General features: G+C 72.1%; 6 protein-coding genes and 2 pseudogenes. 4 read left to right on the top strand and 4 right to left on the bottom strand.

Annotated features, from left to right (window positions below; translation table 11 throughout):
• Nucleotides 1-684 precede the first annotated feature (684 nt).
• Complete coding sequence (locus tag ACZ562_RS07720) at nucleotides 685-1,395, top strand: hypothetical protein (protein ID WP_471174986.1); 711 nt, start codon at nucleotides 685-687, stop codon at nucleotides 1,393-1,395.
• A gap of 69 nt (nucleotides 1,396-1,464) precedes the next feature.
• On the opposite strand, the gene ACZ562_RS07715 is transcribed toward ACZ562_RS07720, so the two are convergent.
• A complete protein-coding gene (locus ACZ562_RS07715; protein ID WP_471174984.1) occupies nucleotides 1,465-2,229 on the bottom strand; it encodes a LolA-like protein in 765 nt (254 codons plus the stop codon).
• A 195-nt stretch (nucleotides 2,230-2,424) separates the two neighbouring features.
• On the opposite strand from ACZ562_RS07715, the pseudogene ACZ562_RS07710 reads away from it, so the two are divergent.
• Nucleotides 2,425-3,123: pseudogene (locus tag ACZ562_RS07710) on the top strand (aldehyde dehydrogenase family protein); the annotation flags it as partial.
• Nucleotides 3,116-3,809: pseudogene (locus ACZ562_RS07705) on the top strand (glycine betaine ABC transporter substrate-binding protein); the annotation flags it as partial. The pseudogenes ACZ562_RS07710 and ACZ562_RS07705, both read left to right, overlap by 8 nt.
• Before the next feature lie 6 nt (nucleotides 3,810-3,815).
• On the opposite strand, the gene ACZ562_RS07700 reads toward ACZ562_RS07705, so the two are convergent.
• Genes ACZ562_RS07700 through ACZ562_RS07690 form a run of 3 tightly spaced genes read right to left on the bottom strand, consistent with a single transcriptional unit; the run spans nucleotide 3,816 to nucleotide 5,496 of the window.
• Nucleotides 3,816-4,538: an isocitrate lyase/PEP mutase family protein gene (locus ACZ562_RS07700; protein ID WP_471174982.1), complete on the bottom strand. Its 723-nt coding sequence runs from the start codon at nucleotides 4,536-4,538 to the stop codon at nucleotides 3,816-3,818.
• Nucleotides 4,535-4,981 (bottom strand): carboxymuconolactone decarboxylase family protein, encoded by a 447-nt coding sequence (locus ACZ562_RS07695; RefSeq protein WP_471174980.1) that lies wholly within the window; start codon nucleotides 4,979-4,981, stop codon nucleotides 4,535-4,537. The genes ACZ562_RS07700 and ACZ562_RS07695 overlap by 4 nt, the downstream gene beginning before the upstream one ends.
• Nucleotides 4,978-5,496 carry a carboxymuconolactone decarboxylase family protein gene (locus ACZ562_RS07690; protein WP_471174978.1) on the bottom strand — a complete coding sequence of 173 codons (519 nt, stop codon included), beginning with the start codon at nucleotides 5,494-5,496 and terminating at the stop codon, nucleotides 4,978-4,980. The genes ACZ562_RS07695 and ACZ562_RS07690 overlap by 4 nt, the downstream gene beginning before the upstream one ends.
• A gap of 47 nt (nucleotides 5,497-5,543) precedes the next feature.
• Between ACZ562_RS07690 and pdxR the strand changes: the two genes are divergently transcribed.
• The gene (pdxR, locus tag ACZ562_RS07685) at nucleotides 5,544-6,992 is read left to right on the top strand and encodes a MocR-like pyridoxine biosynthesis transcription factor PdxR (RefSeq protein WP_471174976.1); all 1,449 of its coding nucleotides are present in this window, start codon (nucleotides 5,544-5,546) and stop codon (nucleotides 6,990-6,992) included.
• The last annotated feature ends 52 nt before the right edge of the window (nucleotides 6,993-7,044 follow it).

Here is a 7,044-nt window from a genome sequence, read left to right as displayed (position 1 = left end):
GGCTCCCCGGCGGACGTGGCTCCTGACGACGCCTCGCGGGGCGTGGTGGCTCCGCCGGGCGACGGTTTGAGGGGCGACGGTTCCCCGGCCGATGTCGTGCCGGGCGACGGTTTGGGGGGCGACGGCTCCCCGGCGGACGTGGCTCCTGACAACGCCTCGCGGGGCGGCGTGGCTCCGGGCGACGGCTCCCGGGGCGACTGGGCGCCTGGCGTGGGACCGTCCGCCCGTGGAGGGCCCGGGTCAGGGTCCTCGGCGGCGGATTCGGCGGAGGAAGGCGGGGCGGTGGCCCCCGTCGATCCGCCCGATGCGGGTACGCCCACCACGGCTCCGTCGGACGACGTGGCCTCGGCGCCGCCGGCGCCCGCCGGATGGCCGGGTGCCGGCGGGCAGAGCGGCTGGCACGGGCCGGGTGGCGCGGGGACCCCGCCCGGCGGCGGTGCATGGTCGCCGACGGAGGTGTCGGGGCCGACGGGCGGTGGAGGGGGTGCATGGTCGCCGACGGAGGTGTCCGCGGCGACCGGTGGAGGGGGAGCCTGGCCTCCCTCGGAGGTGCCCGGCAGTTGGCCACCTCCCTCGGAGGTGCCCGGCAGTTGGCCACCTCCCTCGGAGGTGCCCGGCAGTTGGCCCGGACCCGGGGCCTGGCCGCCCGCGGATCAGCCGTCCGTGCCCGCTCCCGCCGGTGGCATGAGCCGTCGGCTCGTCTGGTCCGTGCTGATCGGGGCCGCCGCGGTCGGCGTCGCCGTGAGTCTGGTGCTGACGCTGGTCGTCGACACCGGGGACGACGGCAAGGACGGCCGGCCGCTCTCGGCGAGCGCGTCCCCGACGCCCGGCCCCTCCCAGCAGACGGAGGTCACCGAGTCGCCCACCGAAACCACGGCCTCGCCCTCCGTCTCCACCCCCGAACTCCCCGCGGGCTACGAGTCGGTCGACGACGAGGAGGGCTTCCGGATCGCGATCCCCGAGGGGTGGACGCGCTCCACTGTGGACTCCCAGTACGGCATCGCGGTGGTCAACTACCGCGACGCCGGCAGCGAACACCGGCTGCAGGTGTACCAGGTGGCGGAGGAGTCGCCGGACGCCTCGTTCGAGCTGTACCTGTCGGACGAGACCCCCAGGCCGAAGGGGTTCGAGGAGCTGGACCTGCAGAACCTCGACGACGGCGGGTTCACGGGCTCCCGGCTGGAGTACCTGGCGGACTCCATGAAGGGTGAACCCGACGTCGGCACCTGGCACGTCTACGACGAGCGTTTCGTGGCCGCCGACGGCAACATCTACGCGATCGCCGCGTACGGCCCCGACGCGGACGGCCGCGACGACGAACTCGAGCTGCTCACCACCGCGTTGGACTGGTTCTGCCCACCGCTAGGGGGCTGCGACCCGGCGGCGGTGGACTGACCCACACGTGGCCCACTCGTCCCGACCACTCCTCCTGACACCACTCCACCTGACAACACCCCTCCTGACTCACAGCTTCTGCAGTTCCTGCTGCAGCTTTCCGACGTCCACCGAGTCGGCCGCCGAGGGCGTCTTCGACGGGACCGGCTTGTCGTAGTCCGAGAAGGCCAGTGTCACGTCGGTCCCGCCGCCCTTCTGCGTGGCCCGGACCAAGCGGTGCGGGGAGTCCGAGGTGACGTACAGGACCGCCCGCTTGCCGTCCTGCGTGCCGTTCAGCGGGATCACCTTCGTGCCGTCGACGGTCGTCTCGGCGCCCTTCGTCACGGTGTTGTCGCCGGACGTGTCGGTGGCGATGTCCTTCTGGAAGCTGGTCAGGCTGCAGGTGTCGGCCATGCCCTTGAGCAGGGCGTCCTGCGTGGAGCCGTGGATATAGCGGTTCTTGAAGAGCTCGGCGGCCGCGTCGCCCTGGGCGCCGGGCACCTGGGACTTCCAGAACGCGGTGTCCGGCTTCAGCCACACCTCGTCGCCCTGTTTGACGATCTCGACGCTGCCGCCGGCCGCCCCCATCCTCAGCGAGCCGGCGCAGTTGCCGGCCTGGTCCAGCGCGAGATCCATCGACGTCGGCTGCGTCTTGCTGGTCTTGGTACCGGCGCTCCGGTCCGTCAGCTTCAGGTGGACGGACTTGGCGTCGAGCAGATTGTCCTTCGCCTGCTGGGACAGCTCCTGGGCGGTGAGGTCGTCGCCGTCCTGCGCCGCTGCCGTCGAGGCGAGGGCCGTCGGGCAGAGGAGGAGGGCCGCGCTCGCCGCCGCGCAGATCAGTGATCTTCCGGCCATGGCGTCACCTCCGTGGTGCGGATCACCACTCAGCGTACGTTTCGCCCCATTTGCCCGCATGTTCAGTGACGCAGCGCACTTTCGGCCATGGATTGCGCATGCTTCGGAGGGGCGGGGGGCAGGCGCACACGGTCCCTGAGGGTGACGGGAATGTGACGCAGGGGTACTGAACAGGAACGGAAGGCAAGACCGATCATGGCGGACAGAGGGGAACATCAGGCGCACCGGACGATTCACGCGGGAGGCGAGTGGCTGGAAGCGGTCTCCGATGCCACGCGCGAGATCCTCGACCCCGCGGACGCCCTGCCCTTCGCCGTGGTCGCGGAGGGTGACGAGAAGGACACCGATCTGGCGGTCGACGCCGCCCGGCGCGCCTTCGACGCGGGCGACTGGCCGCGCACCGCCGTCACCGAGCGGGCCGCCCTGCTGCGCCGTGTCGCCGGCCTCCTCGCCCGTGACCGCGAGAGGCTCGGTCTCCTGGAGAGCCGTGACGCGGGCAAGACCCTGGAGGAGGGCCGCGCCGACGTCGACTGCGTCGCCGACACCTTCCGCTACTACGCCGACCTCGTCGCGGGTGAGGCCCCCGGCCGGGTCGTCGACGCGGGCTCGCCCGACATCCACAGTGTCGTCGTACACGAACCCGTCGGGGTGTGCGCGCTGATCACCCCGTGGAACTACCCACTGCTCCAGGCCAGCTGGAAGATCGCCCCCGCGCTCGCCGCCGGCAACACCTTCGTCGTCAAGCCGAGCGAGATCACCCCGCTGACCACGATCGCCCTCATCGACCTGCTCGTGGAGGCGGGCCTGCCCGCCGGTGTCGCCAACATCGTCACCGGCCCCGGCCACTCGGTCGGCGCGCGGCTCGCCGAGCACCCTGATGTCGGCCTCGTCTCACCGGGTCGACGCGATCATGGAGGACTGGGGCCACCCCGACCAGGAGAAGCAGTACGTCGACGACAAGAAGACGATCGCGCGGGGCGGCGACCCCGGCGTCACCGGGCACATCGGCTGGTACGTGCCGACGTACTTCGCCGAGCGGCACCCCGACGTCACCGACTGGAAGAACCTGAACAAGTACGCGTCGCGGTTCCGGACCGCGGAAAGCGGCGGCAAGGGCCAGCTGATGGACGGCTCGCCCTCCTACATCACCAACGACAAGGCGCTGGTGGAGAACCTGAAGCTGGACTACCAGGTGGTGTTCGCCGGTTCGGAGGCCGCGCAGATCACCCAGATCAGGCAGTTCGCCAAGGAGCGAAAGCCCTTCCTGACCTACTGGTACGCGCCGCAGTGGCTGTTCGAGAAGGTCCCCATGACGGAGGTGAGGCTGCCGGCGTACAAGCGACGCCGACCCGGAGAAGGTCGCCTGCGCCTACCCGCACACCCCGCTGCGGAAGTACCTCAACGCCGGCTTCGCGAAGAGCGGCGGCAAGGCGGCGGCCCTGCTGAAGAAGTTCAAGTGGACGACCGAGGACCAGAACGAGGTCTCCCTGATGATCGCCGACCAGAAGCTGACGCCGGAGCAGGCGGCGCAGAAGTGGGTGGACAGCCACACGTCCACGTGGAAGGCGTGGCTGTCCTGAACACCGCTACTTCGCGAGGTCTGCCGCGATCTCGTGCAGCGTCAGCGCCGTCCGCCGCTGCAACCCCGGCCCGAACGTGACGCGCGTGGCCCCGAGTTCACCGAGTTCGGTGGGCGAGGGGCCCTCGCCGTCCAGGCGGGCGAACACGTTGACGGGGCCCTGGATCCCGGACCGCAGCAGCGGCACCATGTTCGCCGGGGCGCCGATCGGATACACGCAGTCGGCGCCGGCGGCGACGTACAGCGCGGCCCGCTCGATGGCCCGTCCGGGGTCGGCCACCCCGCGGGCGAACGTGTCGATGCGCGCGTTGACGAAGAGCCGGCCGCCGGCCGCGTCGCGCACCTCCGCCAGCCAGTCGGCGTGCTCCTGCGGGTCCTTGAGGAGACCCCCGCTGGAGTCCTCGAGGTTGCAGCCCACGGCGCCCGCCTCCAGCAGCCGTTCCACCAGCTCCTTCGGAGCCAGCCCGTACCCGTCCTCCACGTCCGCGGACACCGGCACGTCCACGGCCCGTACGATCCGGGCGACCGCCGCGAACATCTCGTCGGCCGGGGTCGCCCCGTCCTCGTAGCCGAGCGAGGCGGCGACCCCCGCGCTGGGTGTGGCGAGTGCCGGGAAGCCGGCCTCCGCGAGCACACGGGCGCTGGCGGCGTCCCAGGGGCCGGGCAGGACGAGGGGGTCGCCATGGACCCGCCCGCGGTGCAGTGCCCGGAAGACGTCGACCTTGCTCATGGTGTGTGACCTCCCGGCGGGATCCGGCGGCTGACCATCACCCGGTTCCAGTTGTTGATGGCGACGACCAGCGCGATGAGATGGGCGAGCCGGGTCTCGTCGAAGTGCCTGGCCGCCTTCTCGTACACCTCGTCGGGCACGAACCCGTCCGTCAGTACCGTGACCGCCTCCGTCAGCGCGAGCGCGGCCCGCTCCCGCTCGTCGTAGACGTCCTCGGTCTCCTCCCAGGCGCTGAGGAGGTCCAGTTGCCGCTCAGAGACCCCGAGTCCACGGGCGACCGCGAGGTGCATGTCGAGGCAGAAGGCGCAGTGGTTGAGCTGCGAGGCCCGGATCACGACGAGCTCGGCGAGCGCGGGGTCGCCGACTCCCTTCTTCGCCGCCGCGCTGAGCGCGGACATGGCCTGGCCGACCTCGCGGTCGAGGAGTTTCGTACGCACCGTCACCCGCAGTCGCCCGCCTTGTAGTGGCCGGGCACCGCGCGCGCGGACACGCCGAACCGGTTCCACGCGTTGATCACCGCGATCGTGGCGATGAGCTGGGCCAGCTCTGCCTCGTCGAAGTGCTCGGCCGCCTTCTCGTACACCTCGTCGGGCACGAACCCGTCCGTCAGGACGGTCACGGCCTCCGTGAGCTCGATCGCCGCGAGCTCCTTCTCCGTGTAGAAGTGCCGCGACTCCTCCCACGCGCTCAGCTGCACGATGCGGTGGACGCTCTCGCCGCCCGCGAGCGCGTCCTTGGTGTGCATGTCCAGGCAGAACGCGCAGCGGTTGAGCGAGGAGGCGCGCAGCCGTACCAGCTCCACCAGCCGGGGGTCGAGCCCCTGCCTGGCGGCCGCGTCCAGGCGGACCATCGCCTTGTAGACGTCGGGGGCGTGCTTGGCCCAGCGCATCCTGGGCGGTTGTTCGGGGGCGTACCCGGCGGTCTCCCCGGTCGTCGTGGTGTCGTCGCTCGTCGTCATGATGTCGACCCTAGGAGCGAGGCAGCCCACGGGTATGGTCCATTTCCATGGCAGAACCGTGGGCCACTCTGGGTATCGACCTGCACGTGGAGCCGACCGGTCCGGGCCTGCGCCGGGGCCTGACCGACGCACTGCGCGAGGCGGTCCGCACCGGCCGGCTGGCTCCCGGCACCCGGCTGCCCTCCTCCCGCGCGCTCGCCGCCGACCTGGGCATCGCCCGCAACACGGTCGCCGACGCGTACGCCGACCTCGTCGCCGAGGGCTGGCTCACCGCCCGCGTGGGCTCGGGCACACGCGTGGCGGCGGGGGTACCTCCCACGCCTTTCGGGCAGTGGGGGAGCCCGCCGCCATCGCCGTCGGCGGGACCGGCACCCGGCCGTGGTACGCCGCCCCGGCCGGCGTACGACCTGATCCCGGGCACCCCTGATCTGTCCGCCTTCCCACGCACGGATTGGCTGAAGGCATCCCGCCGCGCTCTGTCCGTCGCCCCGTACGACGCCCTCGGCTACGGCGACCCCCGCGGCCGCGTCGAACTGCGCACCGCTCTGGCCGGCTACCTTGCGCGGGCACGCGGCGTCCGCACGCACCCGGACGGCATCGTCATCTGCTCCGGCTTCGCGCACGGTCTGATGCTGCTCGGCAGCGTGCTGCGGGACAGGGGGCTGACGTCGCTGGCCGTGGAGTCGTACGGCCTCGACGCGCACTGGAGGCTGCTGGAGCGGGCAGGACTGCGGACGATGCCGCTCGGTCTGGACGAACTCGGCACGCGCACCGATGAGTTGACGGAGGTTTCCGGCGCCCTCACGGACGCCGGGGCGGTGCTCCTGACGCCGGCACACCAGTTCCCGATGGGCGGTGCGCTGCACCCCGACCGGCGGGCCGCGGTGGTGGACTGGGCGCGGCGCGGCGACCGGCTGCTCCTGGAGGACGACTACGACGGGGAGTTCCGCTACGACCGCCGGCCCGTGGGCGCCCTGCAGGGCCTCGATCCCGACCACGTGGTCTACCTGGGCACCGCCAGCAAGTCACTGGCTCCGGGGCTGCGCCTGGGCTGGCTGGTCGTGCCGCCGTCGATCGCCGCCGAGGTCGCCCTGGCCAAGGGCGGGGTGGACTGGTCGTGCGGGGCACTGGACCAGCTGACGCTCGCGGAGTTCATCACCTCGGGCGCGTACGACCGCCACGTCAGGTCGGCCCGCCTGCGCTACCGGCGCCGCCGGGACGCCCTGGTGGCCGAACTCGCCAGGCGGGCCCCCTCGGTTCACCCCACCGGAATCGCCGCCGGACTGCACATGGTGCTCCGGCTCCCACCGGGCACCGAGCAGGAGGCGCTGCGGGCGGCGGCCTGGCAGGGGCTGGCGGTGCACGGACTGCGCCGTTACCGGCACCCGCGGTCCACCGCCGAGCGGCGTGACGCGCTGGTGGTGGGGTACGGCACGCCGCCGGACCACGCGTGGTCGGGGACACTGGACGCGTTGTGCGCCGCGTTGCCGGAATAGCCGCGATCCGGCGCACCTTCAGGGCCGGGAATTCACCGCCCGGCAGCGGCTC

The sequence above is a fragment of the Streptomyces sp. NPDC040410 genome, from assembly GCF_055595715.1.
Note: the sequence above shows the minus strand (reverse complement) of the source record. Positions and strands in the feature narration are given on the sequence as shown.